Genomic DNA, 20,928 nt, shown 5'->3' with positions numbered 1-20,928 from the left:
GCCGTGGGCATCGGGGATTTCGTCAGCGACATCACGCCGGACGTCGTCGAGGACGCGGTCGAGGACGGCACAGAGTGGCTCGGCAACCGCGTCGAGGACGCCGGTGACTGGACCGCCGACCGGCTCGAGGACGTGGGCTGGGAGTCGGGCGCGGACTGGGTGCGCGAGCAGTCCCGTTCGCTGGCCAACCGGATGGGCGCAGAGGTCGACGAGATGGACCTCGGGCAGACCGAGGACAAGACCAAGCTCATCTACGGCAGCCCCGACAAACTGCGCACGACGGCGTCGCACCTGCGGGACCTGCAGAAATCGTTCGACCTGGTGGGCGAGGGGCTGAAGGGCCTGGACTCCTCCGCGATCAAGGGTGAGGCGGCGGACGCGTTCCGTGAGACGGTGTCGATCGAGCCGCCGAAGTGGTTCAAGGGCGCGGACGCCTTCGGCAAGGCCGCCGACGCGCTGGCGAGCTTCGGCCTGACGGTCGAGTGGGCGCAGCGGCAGGCGCAGACCGCCATCGACAAGTGGAAGGCCGGCACGAAGGCGTCGTCGGAGGCGCTGGAGGCGTACAACAAGAAGGTCGACGACTACAACAGCGCGGCCGACCGCTACAACGCCCAGCCGGAGGACCAGCGGGACCCTTCCTCCGTGCCGCCGAAACCGGGTGCGTTCAGCGATCCGGGCAAGGCGCAGATGGAGGAGGCCCAGGAGATCCTGGCCGAGGCCCGCAAGCAGCGGAACGCGGCGGCGGAGACCGCGCGCACCGCCGTGCAGGCGGCCAGGGACGCGGCGCCCCCCAAGCCGTCGTACGCCGAACAGGCCATGGACGGCCTGGAGGAACTGCAGGTGATGCAGACCCACTTCGGCGCGGGCATCGTCAAGGGGACGGCCGGTCTCGTCACCTTCGTACGCGGCATCAACCCCACCGACCCGTACAACATCACGCACCCCGCCGAGTACCTCACCAACCTGAACAACCTGGCCTCCGGGCTGGTGCTGGTCGCCAACGACCCGTGGGGCGCGGGCAAGCAGATGCTCGACAACTTCATGAAGGACCCCGCGGAGGGCTTCGGCCGGCTCGTCCCAGACCTGCTGCTCACCGCGGCCACCGGCGGAGCCGGGGCCGGCGTCAAGGGAGTACGGGTCGCCGCGGAGGCGGCGGACCTGGCCGGCGACGCCAACCGTGCCCGCAGGCTGATCGACGACGTCCCGAACGGCACCCACAACCGCCCCGACGGGCAGCGTCTGATCGACGAGACCGACCCCGTCGACCTCGCCTCCGGCCGGATGTTCCTGCCGCAGACCGACGCCGTCGTCCCGGGCACGCTGCCGCTCGCCTTCACCCGCCGCGTCGAGTCCGGTTACACCGTCGGGCGCTTCTTCGGACCGTCCTGGTCCTCCACCGTCGACGAACGCCTGGAGATCGACGCCAAGGGCGTCGTCCACGTCACCGACGACGGCCTCCTGCTCACCTACCCCCACCCCGTGCCCGGGGTCCCCACCCTTCCGGAGACCGGTACCGGGCGCCGGCTGCTCACCCGCGAGGAGAGCGGCGACTACACGGTCACCGACCCGGAGAGCGGCCTGACCCGCCACTTCGCCGCCCCCTTCGGAGCCGAACCGGGTGACGACGGCGACGCCTGGCTCGAGCGGATCAGCGACCGCAACGGCCACACCGTCACCTACGACCGCGCCGACGACGGCACGCCGCTGGCGCTCGTCCACTCGGCGGGCAGCCGGCTCGCGGTGGCCACGGAGGACGGCCGGGTGACCGGCCTGTCCCTGGCGCTCCCCGACGGCACCGAGCAGCCGGTCGCCGGCTACGGCTACACGGACGGCGACCTCACGGCCGTCACCAAACCCTCCGGCGCCACGCTCACGTTCGAGTACGACGAACGCCGGCGGGTGATCGCCTGGATCGACTCCAACGGCAGCCGGTACGACTACGCCTACGACGACCTGGACCGCGTGATCGGCGAGGGCGGCCAGGCCGGCCACGTACAGCTCACCCTGTCCTACGGACTTCCCGACCCGGCCACCGGGCACCGGGTGACCGAACTGACCACCGCCGACGGCCGAACCACCCGCCATGTGATCGACAGCGCCTGCCGGGTCGTGGCCACCACCGATCCGCTCGGCCACACCACCCGCTTCACCTATGACGCGCGCGGGAACCGGCTGACCCGCACCGACGCCCTCGGCCGGACCACGTCCTACACGTACGACGAGGCGGGCAGGCTGTGCGCCGTCGTGCGCCCCGACGGCACCACGATCAGCACCGTCCGCGACGAACGGGGCCTCCCCGTCGAGTTCACCGAGGCCGACGGGACGTGCTGGCACCAGGAGTTCGACGAGCGGGGCAACCGCGTCGCCGTCACGGACCCCTCCGGCCGCACCACCCGGTACGCGTACGACTCCCTCGGGCATCTCGTCTCCTCCACCGACGCGCTCGGCGCCGTCACCACCTTCCGCTGCGACGCGGCCGGTATGCCGCTGGAGGTCACCGACCCGCTCGGTGGCACCACGCGGTGCGAACGCGACGCCTTCGGCCGGCTCGTCCGCATCACCGACCCGCTCGGCGCGGTGACGACCCTCGAGTGGACCGCCGACGGCGAACTGGCCCGGCGCACCCGCCCGGACGGCAGCAGCGAGTCGTGGACGTACGACGGGGAGGGGAACTGCACCACCCACACCGACGCGACCGGGCGGACGACCCGCTTCGAGTACACCCACTTCGACCTGCCGGCCGCCCGCACAGGCCCCGACGGCGTGCGCCACGAATTCGAGCACGATGCCTCGCTGCGGCTCTCCAAGGTCACCGACCCGCACGGCCTGACCTGGTCGTACAGCTACGACGCGGCCGGCCGGATGGTCCGTGAGACCGACTTCGACGGGCGTACCGTCAGCTACGCGCTCGACGCCGTCGGCCAGGTCGCGGCCCGCACGAACCCTCTCGGCCAGCGGGTCTCCTACGAGCGCGACCAGCTCGACCGGGTCGTCAGGAAGGACGCGGCGGGAGCGGTCACCACCTACGCCTACGACCGCGCCGGGCGGATGGTCCGGGCCACCGGCCCGGACAGCGAACTGATCCAGCAGTACGACCGCCGGGGCGACCTCAAGGCCGAACTCGTCGACGGCCGCCCCACCACGTACTCCTACGACTCCGTGGGGCGCCGCGTCCGCCGCATCACGCCCACCGGCCGGGTCACCACCTACGGCTACGACGCCGCCGGCCGGCCCACCCACCTCACCAGCGGCACGCACCGCGTCTCCTTCACCCACGACGCGGCGGGACGCGAGCTGCGCCGCGTCTTCGGCGACTCCCTCGCCCTGGCATCGGTCTGGGACGAGACCGGCCGCCTGGCCGGCCAGCACCTCACCACCGGCGCCCGCACGATCAACCGCCGGGCCTACACCTACCGCGCCGACGGTCACCTCACCGCCCTCGACGACACCCTCCGCGGCTCCTTCCGCTTCGACCTCGACCCGGCCGGCCGGGTCACGGCGGTGACGGCCGCCGGCTGGTCGGAGACGTACGCCTACGACGCGGCCGGCAACCAGACCTCCGCCACCTGGCCCGCCGCTCACCCGGGCCGGGAGGCGACCGGTTCCCGCGACTACACCGGCACCACCATCACCCGTGCCGGGTCGGTGCGTTACGAACACGACGGCGCCGGCCGCATCACCCTGCGCAGGAAGACGCGGCTGTCCCGCAAGGCCGACACCTGGCACTACTTCTGGGACGCGGAGGACCGCCTCACGGCCGTCACCACGCCCGACGGGACACGCTGGCGCTACCGCTACGACCCGCTGGGCCGCCGCACCGCCAAACAGCGCCTGGCCGACGACGGCGAGAGCGTGGTCGAGGAGGTGCTGTTCACCTGGGACGGCGCGACGCTGTGCGAACAGACCACCACCGCCCCCGGACTGCCGCGTCCCGTCGTGCTGACCTGGGACCACCACGGTGCGCAGCCGCTCGCCCAGACCGAGCGCATGCTCGGCGCGGACGCGACCCGGGAGGAGGTCGACGAACGCTTCTTCGCCATCGTCACGGACATCGTCGGCACGCCCACCGAACTCGTCGACGAAGCGGGCGACGTGGCCTGGCACACCCGCGCCACGCTCTGGGGCACCACGACCTGGACCAGGTCCGCCACCGCCTACACCCCGCTGCGCTTCCCCGGCCAGTACTACGACCCGGAGACCGGCCTCCACCAGAACTACTTCCGGCAGTACGACCCGGAGACGGCCCGCTACCTCACACCCGACCCGCTCGGCCTGTCCCCGGCACCCAACCCGGCCGCCTACGTCCACAACCCGTTCACCTGGTCCGACCCGATGGGCCTTTCGCCCTACCGGGGTCTGGGCCTGAGCGACGAGGCGATGAACGCCATCAACAAGCTGGAGAACATCAAGGCCGACCCGATCGGCCGTATCAACTCGGAGCCGAACCACAACCATTACTCGGCGGCCCGGCGCGAGGCGGCGGGCGAGGTCGTGGCCCGCAGGCCCGACGGAACGCCGTACGACCACGTCAAGGACCTGACGCAGGCACAGCAAGGGCTGGAGAACGTCCGTCGGATACTGTGGAAGGAGATGGAACGGCTGCCTGACGGTATGACCGAACGGGGCCTGGAAGTCCTCCTCAAGAAGCACGACGAGACCGTCTACCACCTGGACCGTGTGAAGGGGTTCCTCCACCAGATCCAACGGTGACCGAGCCGCCCCCGGGAGCGCCAGGCCATGAGCACACCACCGGACGACACCGGGCACGAGACCGAGCTGCGCGACCGGTGGAGTCGGCCGGAGAACGCCGACGTCCTCGCCGCTCTGCGGGAAGCGCTGGTGGGCGGCGGCGACTGGCGCGGCCTGCTGCGTGAGTGGTCGCAGCCGTGGGGCACCGACAACGACCTCGGGGGCATCCCGCTCGCCGGGACCGACCTCACGGGCAAGGACCTGAAGGGCGTCTACCTCGCCTACGCGGACCTGCGGGAATGCTCGCTGAGCGGCTGCGACCTCTCCGACGCGTCACTGACCGGCGCGGACCTGAGCGGCGCGGTCCTCACCGGCGCGACGCTGACCGGGGTGAACGCCGGTCTCTGCGACCTCACCGGCGCCGAGCTCGGTGACGTCCGGGCCGACGACGCGGTGCTGGCGCGCGCCCGTCTGGTCCGCGCCACGCTGCGCGGCGCGTCGCTGCGCCGGGCCAGGCTGATGGCGGCCGACCTCACGGACGCCGACCTCACGGACGCGGACCTGTCCTCCGCCGTGCTCGTCGGGGCGAAGACGGACGGGGCGGTCATGAGCGGCACTCGGCTGGAGGGCGTGCGCGGCGGATCCCTGCGGCCCTGAACGACCGGCGTGGAGGCGGGCGCCGCCACGCAGTGTGATCATCGTTCACTTGTACGGCCAGGCCGTGACCGGTTCGGGCCGGACGTCGCAACGCATGCTCCCAGCCGACGGGATGGCCTTTCATTGCCGGGTTCCGGCAGTCTTCGCACCTCTTCAGTGCCACCTGACCGGGTATCCCCCCGGCATATCGCGTGGTAGGAGTCCCGCAGGTCCTGACCGGTCCGGTGCGACGGGACGGCTGCCCCGTCCTCGGACGGCGCCACTTCCTCTTTTGTACGTGTCCGTTACACGGTTCTTCGTTTCCGGATAACGATCCCGTCACCATGCCTGCGGCTTTACAGGTTACCTACCGTCATGTGATCCAGGTCACTCATGATCCCGTGACGGGCGTGGTAGACATGCGCAACTCCGTCGGCGGCCCCGCTCGGCCGCGGCGCGGAGTGCCGGCTCCGGGCCGGCAGCAAGACCAGGGTGATCACGGTCCGAGTCCGCGGACCGCCCGCCCCGGGTCGCCGATCGGACAACGGCGTTCGCTCAAAGCCCGCACATCGACCGGCGCACACCCCTCCGCGCCGGTCCTGCGCCATCGAGGTAGCCAACGTGTCACTCGACTCCATGACCAAATCCGTCGACGAAGCCGTCAGCGGATTCTTCGAGCCCATCGCCACATGGCTGGTGGACGTGGTCTTCTACGCCGTCCCCGTGGGCGGCACCGACCTGCCGCTCATCGTCGCCTGGCTGGTGGTGGCCGGTCTGGTCTTCACCGGATGGTTCGGCTTCGTCCAGCTCCGCAAGTTCCGGCTCGCCATCGACGTGGTCAGAGGGAAGTACGACGAGAAGGGTTCGGCCGGTGAGGTCAACCACTTCCAGGCGCTGACCGCGGCTGTCTCCGGCACCGTCGGACTCGGCAACATCGCCGGTGTCGCCGTCGCCGTCTCCATCGGCGGCCCCGGCGCCACCTTCTGGATGATCCTCTGCGGTCTGCTGGGCATGGCCACCAAGTTCGTCGAGGTCACCCTGGGCGTGAAGTACCGAGAGGTGCACGCCGACGGCACCGTCTCGGGCGGGCCCATGCACTACCTGCCCAAGGGTCTGGCCGATCGCTTCGGCAAGAACGGCAAGACCTTCGGCAAGATCCTCGCCGTGCTCGCCTCCGTCATGGTCCTCTTCTTCGGCCTCTTCGGCGGAAACCTCTTCCAGGTCAACCAGTCCTACGCCCAGCTCGTCTCCGTCACCGGCGGCGAGAGCGGCATGGTGGGCTCCTCGGCCGGCGCCCTGTTCTTCGGCATCCTGATCGCCGCGCTCGTCGGCATCGTGCTGCTCGGCGGCATCCGCTCCATCGCCTCCGTCACCAGCCGCCTCGTGCCCGCCATGGCCGGCATCTACATCGTGGCCTGCCTGGTCGTCATCCTGGTCAACGTCTCCGCCCTGCCGTCCGCCATCGGCACGATCATCGAGGGCGCCTTCAACCCCGAGGGTGTCGCGGGTGGTGTGCTCGGTGCGCTGATCGTCGGCTTCAAGCGGGCCGCGTTCTCCAACGAGGCCGGTCTCGGTTCCGCGCCGATCGCCCACTCCGCGGTGAAGACCAAGCACCCTGCCAGCGAGGGCCTGGTCGCCCTGCTCGAGCCCTTCATCGACACCGTGGTCATCTGCACCATGACCGCGCTGACCATCGTCGTGGCCAACCCCGCCAGCTGGGCCGAGGCCCGCACCGACAACTCCATCGGCGGCGTGACCATCACGTCGGACGCGTTCGGCACGGTCATGCCGTGGTTCCCGTACATCCTCACGATCGCGGTCATGCTGTTCGCCATCTCGACCGTGCTCACCTGGGGCTACTACGGCCTCAAGGCGTGGACGTACCTCTTCGGCCGCAGCAAGGCCAGCGAGACGATCTACAAGGCCCTGTACACCCTGTTCGCCGTGGCCGGTTCGCTGCTGACGCTGCAGACGCTGATCGACATGGCCGACGCGGTGCTGTTCATGCTCGCCGTCATCAACATCATCGGCCTCTACCTGCTGGCGCCCGTCGTCAAGCGGGAGCTCAACTCGTTCCTGGAGTTCGTCCGGGCCCGCAAGGCCGGAGAGAGCCCTGAGGAGGACGACGAGGCGGAGTCGGCGAAGACCACGGTCTGACCGCGCGACACCGCACCGCTCCCGCCCGCGCGGGACCGGGTCGGGCAAGGGCCCGTACACACCGAGCATCCGGTGCGTACGGGCCCTTGGCCGTTCCCCGCACCGGCGTGCTTTCTGCGGCGGCGCGCCACCGCGTGTCCGACGTGATCAGTCGTGCACGGAGTCGTGCTGGTCCGTGCCGCCGCAGCGGCAGTCCGGGCCCGGGGATCCGTCCAGCAGACCGCTCTGGGCGGTCAGATACGCGAGCTGCGCCCGGCTCTTGCTGCCCAGCGCGTCCGACACCTTCTTCAGATGGGTCGCCACGGTACGGACGCTCATGCCGAGCCGGGCGGCGATGGCGGCGTCGGTGTAACCGTCGACCATCAGCCGCAGCACGCGCCGGCGGGTCTCGTCGGTGAGGATCTTGGGGCGCTGCTGGTCGGGCTCGTAGACGACCGGTTCCGCCCGGTCCCAGGCGTGTTCGAAGACGGAGACGAGGAAGTGCACGATGCCCGGGTCGGTGACTCTCAGGGCGTGGTTGTGATGCTCCTTGCCCATGTCGGGGATGAAGGCGACGGAGCGGTCCCAGATCAGCAGCCGGTCGAAGACCTCGTCGACGGTGCGCACCTCGGCGCCGGCGCTGGTGGCCGCCTTGATGTAGTCGAGCGTCGGGCCGTGCGTGCGCACCGTGTGCTGGTACAGCGTGCGCTGCCGTACGCCCCGCTTCTTGGCCTCCAGCGTGTACGACAGGGACTTGGCGAGGACCTCTTCCGGACGGCCGCCGCCGGGATGCGCGGTGAGCGTCTCCCGTGTGGCGGACTGCGCCTCCGCCTCCACCGCGGCGGCGATCATCGCCGCTCCCGTGAGCCGCTGGACGGCGTGGCTCCCCTCCCGCAGGCTCCGGTAGACGCCCTCGACCTGGGACATGGACGCGCGGAGAGCGGCCACCGTCTGCTGCTGCTCACGGACGCGCCGCTCCAGGGGACGCACCAGCGTCGTCTCCGCGACGGCCGGCGGTACGGGCACCATGGCCTCGGGATCGTCGACCGCCGGTACCAGCAGACCGAGCGCGGGAAGGCACGAGGGGGTCGCGGTCCGCGCCACCCTGCCGTCCACGAGGGCGGTCCGGTAGACCGCCACTCCGTCACCACAGATCTCCACATGTGTGTTGTCGTCGCCTATATCCCGTTTGCTGCACATCTGCCGCCCCCTTCGACTTTCTGCACTGCATGATCATGACCCCTGTCACTCCTTCCGGCAATGTCCTTCTCGGGGCAGTCTCTTCATGTGGACAGCGGCACCGAACGGCTGACCACTAAACCGTCCAGGGGGGACACGGAATGAAGTACATCTCGCGCTCACGCAAATACGTCGCGGCGTGCATGATCGCCGCCGCCGCGTTGATCGCCTTCTCCGTCGCGCCGGCCGACGCCGACCGGGCCGCGGTCGCCGGAAGCGGAACCTCGGGTCCGCAGGACCCGGGCTGGGTCTGATCCCACCAGGCACACCTGCCCCACCAGGCACGCCTTTACCGGACACCTTCACCCGCCTTCATCACCCGTACCGCCGTGCGGCGGAGCAGGGCCGCGACCACGGACCCCCGCTCCGCGGGACCGCCATGCCGCCGGCCGTATCAGCATGACGATCAGAAAAAGGAGTATCGAATAATGACCACCGCCATTGCGGCTCCGAAATGCCTCGTGTGCGACACGGAATTCGAGGTTCAGGAAGCCTGGGAAAAGGGCGAGATCACCGAGTGCGCGGCCTGTGGCCAGGAGCACGAGGTCGTCGAGAAGTCCGCCGCCGGCGCGCGGCTGGACCTCGCCCCCGAGGTGGAAGAGGACTGGGGCGAGTGACATCCGCCGACCAGGTCCTGCTCTCGGTCACGATGCTGCGCCCGGACGAGAAGCTCCTTCTCGGCGCACTGCGTGACGAGGGTCTGACGGCAAGGCCGTTGCTCGTGAAGGATCTGGCCGAGGTCGTGGCGGGCCGCACGGGCCCGCCCGGTCTCGTCCTCATCAGGAACCTCTCCCACCGCGAGGCGATCAGCGTCTCCCGCCGGCTCGAGCACGCCGGAGCCACCACCCTCAACCGCTCTTCGACCATCGAGACCTGCAACGACAAGGGGCTCCAGGCGCTGCTCTTCGAGCGCCACGGCGTCCCGCACCCCGTCACCCGGCACGCCTTCAGCTACGAGCAGGTGCACGCGAGCGTCGCCGAACTGGGCCTGCCCGCCGTGGTGAAGCCCGTGAGCGGGTCCTGGGGGCGCGGCGTCACCAAGATGGCCAACGCGGAGTGTGTGGAGGCCTGGGCCGGCGGCCGCGAGTCCGCCGACGCCGCGGGGAAGCTCTTCCCCGTCGTCGTGCAGGAGTACATCGACAAGCCCGGTCACGACCTGCGCGTGGTGGTCGTCGGACGCACCCCCGTGGTGGCGATCCAGCGCGTCTCGACCGACTGGCGCACCAACACCCACCTCGGGGCGGAGGTCCGGCGGATCGAGGTCACCGCGGAGATCGAGAAGCTCTGCGGCAACGTCGTCGACATCCTCGGCCCCGGTTTCTACGGAGTGGACCTGGTCGAGGACCGGACCACCGGTGAGCTGCTCGTGCTCGAAGTGAATGCCAACCCCGAATTCGCCCGCTCCTCCGCCCAGCACGGCGTCAACGTGGCCGGCCACCTCGCCGCCTACGTCGCGGAGCAGCTGGCGGCCGTTGCCGCGTGACACGGAGACGACCCATGGAACTGTTCGACACAGCGACGGTGCTCACCCGCGTCCTCACCTCGGGCGTGGTCATGAGCATCGAGAAGAGCGACCGGGAACTGCCCGGTCTGGAAAGGCTGCTGACCAAGCAGACCGGCCGCGCGAAGGCGGTCCTCCTCAACAGCCGTACGGGTGCCGTCCACGCGGCCCTCGCCGGCCAGGGCATCGGCCACGGCGACACCGTGTCGCTGCCCGAGCCGGACGCGGCCACCGAGGCGTTCCTGAACTGGCTCGGCGTCACCGTGGAGCGGGCCGGAACAGAGGACGGCCCGCGCCCCATCGCCTACGACCATGTGGCACTGGACGCGACCAACGCCGACCGGCTCGCCGAACTGGCCGCCGGAGCGAGTGCCCCCGCGCTGGTCGTGGACCTGACCGGACTCGGCTTCGGGCCGGCGGCGGCCGTGCTGACCGACGACGCCGGGCTCTGGGCCCGCGCCGAGCGGCTGAAGATCTTCGGCGCCTACGACCTGCGCACGATGTGGACGCAGGAGGAGGCCGACGCCTCGCTGGTGCCCGGCGTCCAGTTCAACTACCGGCTGAGCCCCCTCGTGGCCGCCTGCGCACGGATGGCCCTGACCCGAGCGGCGCGTCCCGCCGCCACTTCCGGAGCACGCTGATGATCACTGACTTCCCGGCGGCACCGCTGCCGCTCCCCGACGCCGCGGACCTCGAGGCCGAACTCGCCGCACTCGGCGGCGGGGCGATGATCCCCAAGGCCATGCGCCGCACGCTCTTCCCGGTCATCACCAAGGAAGACGTCTTCAACCTGATGCTCGCCCAGCGGCAGACGCCCGAGAAGGTCGTCACCGGCTTCGCGGAGGCCTACCGCTCCTACGTCGGCGCCCGGTACGCCCTGCCCACCGCGAGCGGCACCTCCAGCCTGCACATGGCCCTGGTCGGCGCCGGTGTGCAGCCGGGCGACGAGGTCATCGTCCCGGCGTTCACCTTCATCGCCACCGCCCAGGCCGTCGTCGCCGCCCACGCGATCCCGGTGTTCGTCGACATCGACCCGGTCACGTACTGCATGGACCCGCAGGCCGCCGCAGCCGCGATCACGGACCGGACCCGCGCGCTCATGCCGGTGCATGTCCACGGTCTGCCCGCGGACGTTCCCGCGCTGCGCGCCCTGGCCGACAGCCACGGCATCGCGCTCGTCGAGGACGCCTCCCACGCCCACTCCGCGAAGATCGGCGACCGGCTGGCCGGCTCCTTCGGCGACGCCGCGGGCCAGAGCCTGATGGCCGACAAGAACTTCCCGCTCGGCGGCGAGGGCGGCATCGCCTTCTTCGCCACGGAGGAGGCGTACGACCGGGCCGTCGCCTATCTCGAACGGCACGGCATCGACTACGGCATGTCGTGGGTGGCCGCGGCCTTCGGCACCAGCCAGCTGGCACGCCTGCCCTACTACGACGAGATCCGGGCCCGTAACGCCGCACTGATCGGCGAGGCCCTGAGCGAGACCGGCCTGTTCACCCCGCCGCACGTACCGGACGGGCACGTGCACGCCTACAACATGTACCGGATGACCCTGCACCCGGACGCCGTTGGCCTGGGCGACCTCCCGGTGCACGCGGTCAAGGAAGCGGTGCACGAACTGCTCGTCGCCGAGGGCGTCCCCGCCCGTGAGTGGCAGAACACCCCGATCCCGTGCCACCTGCCCTTCCGGCACCGGGACGGCTTCGGGGGCGGCTACCCGTTCTCCCTCAACCCGGGAGCCGTGCGCGACCACCGGCCGGAGGACTTCCCGGTCACCCTGGGGATGCTGGACAGCACCCTGGTCCTCTGCCGTGAGCTGCGCTCCCCCGTCGAGTACGAGCGCATCCTGCGCTACGCCGACGCCTTCCGGAAGGTCGCCCGGCGCCCGGACGCCATCAGGAAGCTCGTCGAAGAGGGCGACCACCGCCGCCCGTACGAGAAGGCGGCCCGTCTTGGCTGAGACCTCTCACGAGACGATCCGCGTCGCCGTCATCGGCGCCAGCGGTTACACCGGCGGCGAGATGATCCGGCTCCTGCTGGAGCACCCGCACGTCGAGCTCGCCTTCCTCTCCGCGGAGCGCAGCGCGGGCGCCACCATCGGCAGCGTCCACCCCTGGCTGCGCAACCATCCCAAGGCGGCCGGCCTCAAGTTCCGTCCCCTGGCGCAGCTGGCGGACAGCGGGACCGTCGACATCGCCTTCGGCTGCCTGCCCACCGGCGCTCTGCCGGAGCAACTGCCGCTGATCGCCGAGCACGCCAAGCGGGTCGTGAACCTGGGCGGCGACTTCCGCCTGCGGGACGGCGCGGAGATCCTGACGCACTATCCGAGGACCGCGGCGAACCCGCCCTCGGAGGACTTCGCCTACTACATACCGGAGTTGAGCGACGGCGTCCCGGAGAGCCGGTTCATCAGCCTGCCCGGCTGCATGGCCGTCACCAGCGTCTACGCCCTGTTCCCGCTGTTCGCCCGGTCGCTCGTGGCCGACCGTGTGGTCGTCGACGCCAAGACCGGCTCCACGGGCGGCGGCCGCGGCGGCAACGAGCCGCCCGCGGAGCGCAGCGGCAACTTCCGGGTCCACAAGCTGTACGGGCACCGGCACGCGCCGGAGGTCCAGCAGGCCATCGCCGACTACACCGGCGCCGCCATGGACCTGCGGTTCGCCACCCACAGCCTCGACGTGGCCCGCGGCATCATGGTCACCGCGTACACCGAACTGCGGCCCGGTGTCTCGGCGCTGGACGTCAAGCGCGCCTACGCCAAGGCGTACGTCGGCAAGCCGTTCGTGCGGGTCCGCCCGGCGCCCAAGGTGCCGCAGGACTTCCCCATGCTCAAGGCCGTCGTCGGCTCCAACGTCGCCGAGGTCGCGATCGCGGTCCGCGACGGCCAGTGCGTCGCCGTGGCCGCCCTCGACAACCTGATCAAGGGCGCTGCCGGCCAGGCCGTCCAGGCCATGAACCTGATCTTCGGCTTCGACGAGACGGCCGGACTGCCCACCACGGCGGTGTCGCCATGACCCGGCCCCTCTACGTGATCAAGGTCGGCAGCGCGACGCTCGACCGCGAGACCATCCACAAGGAGATCGCCGACATCGTGGCCCGCGGTGCCCGGGTGCTCCTGGTCACCGGCGGCGCCACCGGCATCGAACGGCACTACGCGGCGATCGGCCGACCGATTCCGCAACTGCGGCTGGCGAACGGCGACTCGGTCCGCTACTGCCCGCCCGAGGAGATGGCGCACCTGGTCGACGCCTACGAGCGGGTCACCCTGCCCGCCGTCGAGCAGGCCCTGCGGACGCTCGGGCTGAGCGTGTTCACCGCCGTGGCCGCCCGCGGCGGCCTGGTGACCGGCCGGGCCAACCGGCCGTTGAAGGCGCTCTCCGCCGAAGGCCGCCCCCTCGTGGTCCGCGACCACCGCGCCGGTGTGCCCGCCGACGTCGACACCGTACGGCTGAACGCCCTGCTCGACGCGTACGACGTGGTCTGCCTGTCGCCGCCGGTGGCGGGCCGGGCCGGCGAGCCGCCGCTGAACGTCGACGCCGACGTTCTCGCCGCGGTCCTCTCCAACGCCCTGCACGCCGACCACCTGCGGCTGGTCACCGGCACGCCCGGACTGCTGACCGACCCCGACGACCCCCGCTCCACGCTGTGCAACGCCTATCCGGGCGACGGCGCGCAGTACGCGGGCGGCAGGATGCGCCAGAAGGTCCGCGCCGCCGAGATCGCCCTGGAGGGCAGCGCGGACGTGGCCGTCACCGGTCCGCACACCATGACCGAGCCGGCGGGCTGGACCCGCTTCTGGCGCACCAGGGAACCCGCCGCCGACCTCAGCCTGCTCACCCGGCTCGTCTCCGTGCCGTCGGTCTCCGGCGACGAGGCGGAGCTCGCCTCCTTCCTGGCCGAGTGGTGCCAGGAGCGCGGCATGCGGGCCAGGATCGACGAGGCGGGGAACCTGGTCGCGACCCGCGGCGACGGCCCCCGGCGGCTGCTGCTCCTCGGCCACCTCGACACGGTGCCGCACCACTGGCCCGCCGAGTGGCGCGAGGACGAGCTGTGGGGCCGCGGCAGCGTCGACGCCAAGGGCAGCCTGGCGACCTTCCTGGAGGTGCTCGCGCACGCGGACATCCCGGAGGACGGCCAGCTGTGCGCGATCGGCGCGGTCGAGGAGGAGATCTCCTCGTCCAAGGGCGCCTTCCACGTCCGCGACCACTATCCGGCCGACGCCGTCGTCATCGGTGAGCCCAGCGGCGCGCGGACCCTGACCCTCGGCTACTACGGGCTGTTCAAGCTCCAGGTGACCGCGTCCGTACCCAGCGGGCACTCGGCCGGCATGGACGCGGTGTCCGCCCCGGACCACCTGACCGCGGCCCTCGCCGAGATCCGTGCCTCGGTCCTCGAGCAGGCGCCCGACGCCCTGAGCGCGGTCATCGACATCAGCTGCGCGACCGGGCGGGAACAGCACCGCGCCACCGGGATCCTCAACTTCCGGGTGCCGCCCTCGGCCGACCTCGAAGCGCTGCGTGCCGCCGCGCTCGGCCATGTCCGCGAAGGCGTCGGGATCGAGGTGCTGCGCGCCACCCCCGGCTACGCCGGCGGTCGTTCCGGCCCGCTGGTCAAGGTCTTCACCCGGGCCTTCGCCGATGCCGGGATCAGGCCCCGCTTCGTGGTGAAGAAGGGGACCTCCGACATGAACACGCTGGCCACCACCTGGCACGACGTGCCGATGGTGGCGTACGGGCCCGGCGACTCCTCCCTCGACCACACCGACGAGGAGCGCATCGGCGGCATGGAGTACCGGACCGCCCGCTCGCTGCTCGCCGACGCCGTCAACCGATGGTTCGCCCTGCCCGAAGGGAGCCGCTGATGACCGCCGTACTCGACGCGCCACGGACGGTGCCGGTCCTTGCCACCCTCGCCGCACGCGCGGTGGAGGCCAGGCGGCTGGTCGTCGACATGGCCGCGAGCCCGCGCGGCTGCCACCTCGGCGGCAGCCTGTCCGTGCTCGACATCCTGATCGCGGCGCTGCACCGGGTCTCGGCAGGCGACGGCACCGAGGTCGTGCTGAGCAAGGGCCACGCGGCCGCCGGCCTCTACGCCGCCCTGCACGTCAGCGGCGTCCTGCCGGAGAACCCGGCCCCGCTCTACGGGCAGGCGGGCGGGCCCTACACCGGCCACCCCGGCCCCAAGGTGCCCGGCGTCCGCTTCCCCACCGGGAGCCTCGGCCACGGGGTGCCGTACGCGGCCGGGTGGGCGCTGGCCCGCCGGATCGCGGGCAGGCCGGGGCTCGGTATCGCCGTCGCGGGTGACGGCGAGCTCCAGGAGGGCCTGGTCTGGGAGACCTGCCAGGTCGCCGCCGCCCAGGAGCTGGGCAACTTCGTGCTCGTCGTGGACCGCAACGGGGGACAGAACGACGGGCCGGTGGCCGACATCTCGCCGCTGCCCCGCCTCGCCGAGCGGTTCGCCGCCTTCGGGTTCGAGGTGGCGGAGACCGACGGGCACGACCTGGCGGCTCTCACGGACCTGTTCGCCGGGGACCGTTCGACGGCCCGCCGGCCGCTGGCCGTCGTCGCCGAAACCGTCAAGGGGAAGGGCGTACCCGCCGTCGAGGGCAAGGCCGCCTCCCATTACGTGACCATCGACGCCGCGCGCGCCGCCAAGTGGAAGCGAGCCGTCCGATGACTCTCTCCGGCCGGGACGCCTACCGGGACGAGCTCACCAGGCTCGCCGCCGACGACGGGTCCATCGTGTGCCTGGAGGCGGACCTGGGAGGCAAGGGCCACCCCTTCCAGGCCGCCCATCCCGAACGGTTCTTCAACCTCGGCATCGCGGAAGGCGCCATGGTCGACATGGCGGCGGGCCTCGCCGCGGGCGGCTACAAGCCGTTCGCCAGCACCTTCGCGCCGTTCGCGGCCCTGCGGGCGGCGGAGAGCCTGAAGCTGACCCTCGGTTACCTCTCCGCCGGGGTCACCGTCATGGCGCCCTACGCGGGTGTCTCCGGAGCGTGGTTCGGCACCACCCACCACTGCCTGGAGGACCTGGCGATCCTGCGCAGCGTCCCCGGCGTGACCATCGCGGCCCCGTACGGCGAGGCCGAGATGCGCGCGGTGGTCCGGGCCGCGGTGCGCTCCGGCACCCCGCACTACATCCGGACCGGACGCAACGCCGCGTACGACTCGATCGACTGGCCGGGAGAGCAACCGCCCCTCGTCAACTGGGAGTTCCGCGCCGGACCCGAGGCGGTCTGCCTGGTGTCGGTGGGGGAGGAGGGCACCCGTCTGGCCATGGAGGCCCGGCGGGCGGCGCCCGGCACCGCACACGCGCACCTGCTCCGCCTCGACCACGCGCACCTGAGCGCGGCCGCGGCCGAACTTGCCCGCCACCACACCCGGTTCGTCGTCGTCGAGGAGCACCGGGGTCAGGGCGGGGTCGCCGAGGGGCTCGCGCTGCTGATGCCTCGCTGCGAGGTCACGTCGGTGAGCGCGGACCAGAGCTGGCCCTTCCAGGGCGGCGACCACGAGGAGGTCATGGCCTCACTCGGCCTCGACCTGCCCGCGGTGCTCGCGGCCGTGGACAGGGCGTCCTCCGGGGCGCCGGCGGCCTTCGCGGGGGCCGCCGCCGGCTGAGCCGCCGCCCCGGGCGCCGGGAGCCGCCCGTACCCGACCATGCACGACACGCACCACGCACCACGCACGACACGCACCACGTACGAACGCCCTGCGCATTGACCACGAGACTTCAGGAGTACGCACCGTGCATATCCTCATGATCGAATGCAACCCCAACGGGATCGCCGGCATCGCCAACGCCCTGGAACTGGGGCACGACGTCACCCTCGTGTCGGTCGACCCCGACTTCTACCTCGGTGTCTCGCCCCTCGCCGAGGCGGCCTACGCGCACCCCAAGTGCCAGGTGATCAAGAGCGAGCAGGCCTTCTCCATCGAGGACCTGACGGCCCTCGCGCGCAACCTGCACGCCGAGAAGCCGGTCCACGGCGTCACCACCTACAGCGAGTACCACACCGTGCACACCGCGGCGGTCGCCGAGGCGCTCGGCCTGCCGGGCATGAGCGTCGAGGGCGCCCGCAACGCCCGGCACAAGCACCTGACCCGAACCACCCTGGACGGCACCGGCGTACGGCAGCCGCGCTTCGCCCACGTCGCGGACCCGGCCGAGGTCGAGGCCGCCGTCCGGGAGATCGGCTTCCCGTGCGTGGTCAAGCCCTCCGACGGCACGGCCAGCCTGCACGTCCTGCACCTCAAGGACGAGCAGGACCTGCGTGACTACCTGGCCGAGCTGGCGGACGTGGTCGACTACGGCCGCGGCGTCGTACGCATCCCGGACATCCTCATCGAGGAGTTCGTCACCGGAGAGCTGATCTCGGTGGAGTCCTGCGTCCTCGGCAACGGCGAGGTCGTCAACCTCGGCCTCACCGACCGGCCGCTGAGCGGCTTCCCGCACTTCATCGAGATGGGTGCCACCTACTTCAGCGGACACCCGCTCCAGGACGAGCTGTTCGCCACCACCACCCGCGTACTGAACGAACTCGGCGTCGACTTCGGCTTCATCCACACCGAGTACCTGCTCAGCGCGGACGGCCCGGTGCTGTGCGAGGTCAACGGCCGTCTCATCGGCGGGATCGTGCCGAGCCTCATGCAGATCACCTCCGGCGTCGACCCCTACCTGGAGGTCATCCGGCAGGCTCTCGGCGAGCGGCCCGAACTCCCCTTCCCCGGTGAGACCACCGCGGGCGGCCACTGGTTCGGCGCCCCCGTCGCCGGCACGGTCGACGCCATCGGCTTCGACGCCATCGAGGAGCTTCCCGGCTTCCACAGCGCCCTGGCCTACAAGAAGCCGGGCACCCCGGTCACCCGGCTCTCCCGCTCCAACTTCGACTGGATCGGGCACATCATCTTCACCGGCGCCGACCGCGCCGAGGTCAACAAGCGGTGCGAGGCGGCCCTCGACGGCATCGACCTGCGGATGAAGGTCGACGTGGCCCGATGAGCGCGACCGTCTACCGCCAGGCGCCGCCCGCGACCCTCCGGGGCGTGGCCGTGCCCGCCCTCGACGACGAGGCGCTGTTCGACGTGACCACCGAGGACGGCGTCTTCACCCGCATCGAACCGTCGGGCACCCGCCACGGAGGTGAGACGGAGCTGTGGCCCGGCTACACCGAGACCCACGCTCACGTGTCGCTGCCGGCCAACTGGGACGACACCGTCGACGACCCGCGGATCGTCGCCCTCCAGTACCTCTACCACGGGGTCACCCACGTGGTGGACATGTTCGGGTTCCCCCTGGTGTCCGACGCCTGGGAAGCCGGGAGCCGCACCTCGCCCTGGCCGTATCCCGAGATCGCCCACTGCGGCTACGCGGTGACGGCGATGACGAACGCGGCCGGGCTCCGGGGGCACGGCGTCGAGTTCCCGGCGCCCGTGCACATGCTCGCCGTCGAGGCCGACCTGGACCACGCGCTGCGCACCAACTCCGAGCGGGGCGGCACCTTCCTCAAGGTCATGTTCACCGACGGCACGGAGCAGCCGGGCACCCCCGTGCGCTTCTCCCGCCTGTCCGAGCGGGTCCTCAAGTTCACCGCCCGGATCGCCGCCGAGCGTGGGATCACCGCGGTCATCGACTGCAACACCCTGCAGGAGACCCTCTGGGCGTACGACTGCGGGTTCCGGCTCTTCGCCCACTCCGTGCGGGACCGGACCCTGGACGCGGCCGACTGGAAGCGGCTCGAGGGAGCCCGGTTCGTCTCCACCCTGGCCGGGCTGAGCCCCATGGTCATGACCCGGGAGGAGTTCCTCGCCGACTACGGCCGCGAGGGATTCGCCGAGACCCAGGACCGCGGCAACCTGGACTTCGTCGAGGGCATCGAGAAGCCCTTCGGGATCGAGTACGGCTGCCAGGAGACCCGTACCGCCGCACTGGCCGACATGCGGCGCAACGCCCTCACCGCACTGCGCCACGGCAATCTGCTCGTCGGCACCGACTCCGGCAACACCGGTGCCTACCACGGCTACTCCCTCCTCAGTGAGCTCGAACTGCTGCGCGGCGACGACGCCTCGGTCACCGAGGCGCTGCGCCGGCAGGCCACCGTCGGCGGCCGCCGCTACTTCGACGAACTGCGCGGCGACACCTCCGGGGCCGGGCCCCTGCGCCCCGGGGCGCAGGCCACCTACAACCTGCACGCACCCGGCAGGCCGCTCACGGCACTGCCGCTGTCCACCGTCGTCCAGGGCGTGCCGGTCGACCGGCCCGCCGTCGCGCGCGCCATCGCGGACCTCCGCGCCACCGAGTCCAAGGGAAAGGTCGCGCTATGACCATCGAACGCAGGCGGGCGCTCATCGGCGTCAACGCCGGCATCTTCCTCGCCCACATCGGGAACTTCATCTGGTTCCCCGTACTCCTCGCCTCGCTCGGCGGCACCGACAGCGGCTTCTGGGCCGGCGTGGTCATGTGTATGACGTACGTGGGCCGCCTGCTCGCCACGTTCTTCTACGAGGGGACCGCGGCACGCATCGGCATCCGCGGGGCGGTGTTCTTCGGCACCGCCATGGAGGCGGTGGCGCTGGGCGCCATGGGCTTCAGCGGCGGCGTGCTCGTCTACAGCGTGCTCGCGTTCTTCATCGGCTTCGGTTCCGGAACCGCGTTCCCCGGCCTGAAGAACATCCTCGTCTCCTACCCGGACGACGAGCGGCCCAAGGCGTTCTCCACCTTCCAGATGTCCGCGCAGGTGGGCCTGTTCGGCGGTGCGCTGCTGGGCGGTCTGCTCGCCGACGTGGATCTGCGCACCCTCTTCAGCGTGGTGTTCGCCATCTTCATCGGCTTCTGCCTCGCGTCCTCGGCCTTCATCCCCCGGGACGGGTTCGAGACGCGGGAGGCTGCCGACGCCCGGGCGGCCGAGGCGGCGCAGGCACGCAAGCCGCTGTTCAGCCTGACCGTGTTCAAGGGCATCGACGTGCGGGGAGCCACGCGCTACTTCCTGCTCTCGGCCGTGTTCTGGTTCCTGTCGATCGGCTTCCTCGTCGGCATTCCGCTGCACATGGAGGAGTACGCGCCGCAGTGGGCGCCGTCCGCCCCGTTCTGGATCACCGGCCTGAGCGTCCTGGTGCTCCAGTACCCCCTCTTCAAGTTCCTGATCAAGCACCTGCGTCCCGGCGCGGTCATGGCGGTCGGCCTGGCCGGCATGACCGCCGCCTTCCTCGCCTTCGGAGCCGGCCGCAGTGCCGCCTGGGTGATCGTCGGCTGCCTCGTGGTCGTCCTCGGTGAGGTCCTCTTCGTGCCGTCCTTCGACATCTGGGTCGCCCGCAAGGTCCCCGAGCAGCGGCTCGCCAAGGCCATGGGCGCCATGCACTTCTTCCGCAGCGCGGGCAACATGGTCGGCTCGCTCCTTGCCGGCGTCCTGTTCGACCTGTCGCTGTCCCTGGGTGTCCCGGGCGCCAACTGGTACGCCGCCGCCGCGGTGGCGGCGGTGTGCGCGGTCATCTGCCTGATCAGCCGGGACGGAGCGGCCGAGGCGCAACCGGCGGAAGAGGCCGTCCCGGAGACGGAGGCGGCCCCCGCGTAGTCACCCGTCGCGAGCCCGGGGCGCACGTCGCGCCCCCCGCTCGGCGATCCCGTGGTGGCCCGGACGGACCCGGGGCCGGACCGAGGCGGCTCACCATGCGTCCGGGCGCGACGTGCCACCACGCCCCCGCCCGTACCCGGCGCACCGAATACCCAGG

Annotated in this window: 16 protein-coding genes; 15 read left to right on the top strand and 1 reads right to left on the bottom strand. The window is 71.3% G+C overall.

Annotation, left to right across the window (positions count from 1 at the left end):
• The first annotated feature begins 3 nt into the window (after positions 1 to 3).
• From SPRI_RS17980 to SPRI_RS17970, 3 genes are all read left to right on the top strand, one after another.
• Positions 4 to 4,710: a putative T7SS-secreted protein gene (locus SPRI_RS17980; RefSeq protein ID WP_078951263.1), complete on the top strand. Its 4,707-nt coding sequence runs from the start codon at positions 4 to 6 to the stop codon at positions 4,708 to 4,710.
• A 27-nt stretch (positions 4,711 to 4,737) separates the two neighbouring features.
• Positions 4,738 to 5,346: a pentapeptide repeat-containing protein gene (locus SPRI_RS17975; protein WP_005314622.1), complete on the top strand. Its 609-nt coding sequence runs from the start codon at positions 4,738 to 4,740 to the stop codon at positions 5,344 to 5,346.
• A 600-nt stretch (positions 5,347 to 5,946) separates the two neighbouring features.
• Complete coding sequence (locus SPRI_RS17970) at positions 5,947 to 7,482, top strand: alanine/glycine:cation symporter family protein (RefSeq protein ID WP_005314620.1); 1,536 nt, start codon at positions 5,947 to 5,949, stop codon at positions 7,480 to 7,482.
• Between the two features lie 147 nt (positions 7,483 to 7,629).
• On the opposite strand, the gene SPRI_RS17965 is transcribed toward SPRI_RS17970, so the two are convergent.
• Positions 7,630 to 8,661, bottom strand: coding sequence for a helix-turn-helix transcriptional regulator (locus tag SPRI_RS17965; protein WP_005314619.1), 1,032 nt, complete (start codon positions 8,659 to 8,661; stop codon positions 7,630 to 7,632).
• A gap of 140 nt (positions 8,662 to 8,801) precedes the next feature.
• On the opposite strand from SPRI_RS17965, the gene SPRI_RS38505 reads away from it, so the two are divergent.
• The 12 genes from SPRI_RS38505 to SPRI_RS17910 all read left to right on the top strand — a co-directional run bounded on the left by SPRI_RS38505 (position 8,802) and on the right by SPRI_RS17910 (position 20,771).
• The gene (locus tag SPRI_RS38505; protein ID WP_158685172.1) at positions 8,802 to 8,954 is read left to right on the top strand and encodes a hypothetical protein; all 153 of its coding nucleotides are present in this window, start codon (positions 8,802 to 8,804) and stop codon (positions 8,952 to 8,954) included.
• A 174-nt stretch (positions 8,955 to 9,128) separates the two neighbouring features.
• Positions 9,129 to 9,317 (top strand): hypothetical protein, encoded by a 189-nt coding sequence (locus tag SPRI_RS17960; protein ID WP_005314617.1) that lies wholly within the window; start codon positions 9,129 to 9,131, stop codon positions 9,315 to 9,317.
• Positions 9,314 to 10,183 carry a RimK family alpha-L-glutamate ligase gene (locus tag SPRI_RS17955; RefSeq protein ID WP_005314615.1) on the top strand — a complete coding sequence of 290 codons (870 nt, stop codon included), beginning with the start codon at positions 9,314 to 9,316 and terminating at the stop codon, positions 10,181 to 10,183. Before SPRI_RS17960 ends, SPRI_RS17955 begins: the two co-directional genes overlap by 4 nt.
• Before the next feature lie 14 nt (positions 10,184 to 10,197).
• The gene (locus SPRI_RS17950) at positions 10,198 to 10,842 is read left to right on the top strand and encodes a PLP-dependent aminotransferase family protein (RefSeq protein ID WP_005314613.1); all 645 of its coding nucleotides are present in this window, start codon (positions 10,198 to 10,200) and stop codon (positions 10,840 to 10,842) included.
• Entirely contained in the window at positions 10,842 to 12,161 is a 1,320-nt protein-coding gene (locus SPRI_RS17945) for a DegT/DnrJ/EryC1/StrS aminotransferase family protein (protein WP_005314612.1), read from the top strand. Before SPRI_RS17950 ends, SPRI_RS17945 begins: the two co-directional genes overlap by 1 nt.
• The gene (argC, locus tag SPRI_RS17940) at positions 12,154 to 13,215 is read left to right on the top strand and encodes an N-acetyl-gamma-glutamyl-phosphate reductase (RefSeq protein ID WP_005314611.1); all 1,062 of its coding nucleotides are present in this window, start codon (positions 12,154 to 12,156) and stop codon (positions 13,213 to 13,215) included. The genes SPRI_RS17945 and argC overlap by 8 nt, the downstream gene beginning before the upstream one ends.
• Positions 13,212 to 15,062: a M20/M25/M40 family metallo-hydrolase gene (locus tag SPRI_RS17935; RefSeq protein ID WP_005314610.1), complete on the top strand. Its 1,851-nt coding sequence runs from the start codon at positions 13,212 to 13,214 to the stop codon at positions 15,060 to 15,062. The genes argC and SPRI_RS17935 overlap by 4 nt, the downstream gene beginning before the upstream one ends.
• Positions 15,062 to 15,877 carry a thiamine pyrophosphate-dependent enzyme gene (locus tag SPRI_RS17930; RefSeq protein WP_050791517.1) on the top strand — a complete coding sequence of 272 codons (816 nt, stop codon included), beginning with the start codon at positions 15,062 to 15,064 and terminating at the stop codon, positions 15,875 to 15,877. Before SPRI_RS17935 ends, SPRI_RS17930 begins: the two co-directional genes overlap by 1 nt.
• The gene (locus SPRI_RS17925) at positions 15,874 to 16,821 is read left to right on the top strand and encodes a transketolase family protein (protein ID WP_053557091.1); all 948 of its coding nucleotides are present in this window, start codon (positions 15,874 to 15,876) and stop codon (positions 16,819 to 16,821) included. The genes SPRI_RS17930 and SPRI_RS17925 overlap by 4 nt, the downstream gene beginning before the upstream one ends.
• Before the next feature lie 127 nt (positions 16,822 to 16,948).
• Entirely contained in the window at positions 16,949 to 18,202 is a 1,254-nt protein-coding gene (locus SPRI_RS17920) for an ATP-grasp domain-containing protein (protein ID WP_106428434.1), read from the top strand.
• Entirely contained in the window at positions 18,199 to 19,524 is a 1,326-nt protein-coding gene (locus tag SPRI_RS17915) for an amidohydrolase family protein (protein WP_037774143.1), read from the top strand. Before SPRI_RS17920 ends, SPRI_RS17915 begins: the two co-directional genes overlap by 4 nt.
• A complete protein-coding gene (locus SPRI_RS17910; protein ID WP_005314607.1) occupies positions 19,521 to 20,771 on the top strand; it encodes an MFS transporter in 1,251 nt (416 codons plus the stop codon). The genes SPRI_RS17915 and SPRI_RS17910 overlap by 4 nt, the downstream gene beginning before the upstream one ends.
• Positions 20,772 to 20,928: the final 157 nt, after the last annotated feature.

The sequence above is a fragment of the Streptomyces pristinaespiralis genome, assembly GCF_001278075.1.
In the GTDB taxonomy this organism is placed as follows: Bacteria; Actinomycetota; Actinomycetes; order Streptomycetales; family Streptomycetaceae; genus Streptomyces; species Streptomyces pristinaespiralis.
This window is presented reverse-complemented; position numbering and strand designations above follow the sequence as displayed.